Origin of the sequence: Streptomyces colwelliae, assembly GCF_048158785.1 — a bacterium.
Lineage (GTDB): Bacteria > Actinomycetota > Actinomycetes > Streptomycetales > Streptomycetaceae > Streptomyces.
Genome location: NZ_JBLTJC010000729.1, coordinates 1 through 2,056, shown reverse-complemented (window position 1 = coordinate 2,056; position 2,056 = coordinate 1). Strand labels below are relative to the sequence as shown.

General features: G+C 70.9%; 1 protein-coding gene. It reads left to right on the top strand.

All coding sequences use genetic code 11. The features are described 5' to 3' along the window. Positions 1 to 69: 69 nt before the first annotated feature. The coding region (locus ACNFOC_RS53735; RefSeq protein ID WP_416966220.1) for an ABC transporter ATP-binding protein at positions 70 to 2,056 on the top strand (1,987 nt) is incomplete at its 3' end.

Genomic DNA, 2,056 nt, shown 5'->3' with positions numbered 1-2,056 from the left:
GCCCCGCCGACCGCGTCACCGCAAGCCGCGCTGGGCGCCGGCGCGGAGCAGCCCTCCCCCGCCCCGGAGATGCGGTACGTGGACCTGACCGGCAGCCGTGAAGCGGCCGGCCGCTCCATCCGGATGCGCGACATGGCCCGGCGCCTGCCCCAGCTGGTGCGGCGTTCGCTGGCACTGGCCTGGCGCGTCGACCGGAAGGCCACCACCGGTCTCCTGCTGTGCCAGACGGTCGCCGGCGTCATGCAGGCCCTGGGCCTCATCGCGATCAGCGGAACCCTCACCGCACTGCTGACCAGTGGCGACGTCTACCATCGGCTCCTCCAGGCATGGCCGTCCGTAGCCCTGCTGGCGGCTGCGACCGGGGTGCGGGCGCTGCTGGGCATCACCGTCAGCTGGCTCTCCTCCCGACTGGGCCCGCTCATGTCGCGCGAAGCCGAGCAGATGCTGCTCACCGGCTGCGCCGAGGTGGAGCTCTCCGCCTACGACGACCCCGACTTCAACCGCGACCGCGAAGCCGCCGACCGCGGAGCACAGGTCACCGGGGACCTGGTCAACGAGGGCCAGGACCTGATCGCCTCGGCGGCCTCCTTCCTCGCCGGGGCCATCGTGCTGGCCAGCGTGAGCTGGGTGCTGCTTCCCCTTCTGGTCGTGGCCAGCCTGCCGCAGGCCCTTGCCCAGGTCAGCGCCGCCCGGGTCCGCTACCTGGCGAACCTCCGCAGCAACGGCGACAACCGCATGCTGTCGGTGCTGCGTTGGCACATCTTCACCCGCGAGGCAGCCGACCAGATCCGCGCCGGCACCATGGCCGAATTCCTGTCCGGCCGGTACCGGCAGACGGTCGCCCGGATCAACCGCGAAGACCGGACCGCGGCCGACAAGGGCGCCCGCATGTCGCTGTTCGGCGCGCTGTGCGGCGGCCTCGGATCGGCTGTCGTGTGGGCGGCGGTGGTGTGGCTGCTGGCCACCGGCCGCATCAGCGTCGGCCACGCCGGCACGGCCGTCTTCGCTCTGCAGACGGTGGGCCAGTCTGTACGCGGGCTGGTCGCCGTCGGGGCCCGTGCCGTGCGTACCGGCCTCTACATGGACGACTGGACCCGGTTCCTCGACTTGGCCGGCGGCTACACCATGCGCCGCGGCGAGCACCGGCCAGCGCCACCAAACGAGATCAAGATCAAGTCGGTCTCGCACCGCTACGCCGGGAAGGACCAGGACGCGTTGTCCGACGTCTCGCTCACGCTGCGCCGGGGCGAGGTCACAGCACTGGTCGGCTTCAACGGATCGGGGAAATCAACGCTGTCGAAGCTGGTCAGCGGCCTGTACCTGCCCACTGGAGGACAGGTGCTGTGGGACGGCGTCCCCACCGACGACGCCGACCCGCAGGCACTGTGGCAGCAGGTGGCCCTGGTGCCACAGGACTACGCGCACTGGCCGCTGACGGTCCGCGAGAATGTCACCCAGGGGCAGCCCACGGCCCGCGGTGACGCGGCGGTCCTCGAAGCCTGCGAGGCCTCCGACGCGGACGAGGTCGTCGATAAGCTCGGCGCCGGCCTGGACACGCTCCTGGCCCGCGAGTGGCTGAACGGCGAGGAACTGAGCGGCGGCCAGTGGCAGCGCATCGCGCTCGCCCGGGCATTCTTCCGCGAGGCAGGGCTCCTGGTCCTCGACGAACCGACCGCCAACCTCGACCCTCGCGCCGAATACAGAATCTTCCAGCGGCTGCGGGACCTGGCCCAGGACCGGGTGGTGTTGCTGGTCACGCATCGCATCACCAACGTCGCCGTGGCCGACCGGATCGTTGTCCTCGACGAGGGCAGAGTCGTGCAGGAGGGCACCTACAAGGACCTCGCCGCCCAAGAAGGCGGCCCGTTCCAGCAGTTGCTGTCCTACCAGGTCACCTCGGAGCCGGACGGCGAGAAGCACGGAACCCGCGGCGCTACTGCTCGGACCGCTGCGCGACCCGCGCCAACGTGGCCGCCTAGCGCTGGAGTTCAACGCCGGGGCTCCGTGGACCGCAGTCTTGACAACGACGCGTCCAGTCGCATGAACGATGCTGAGG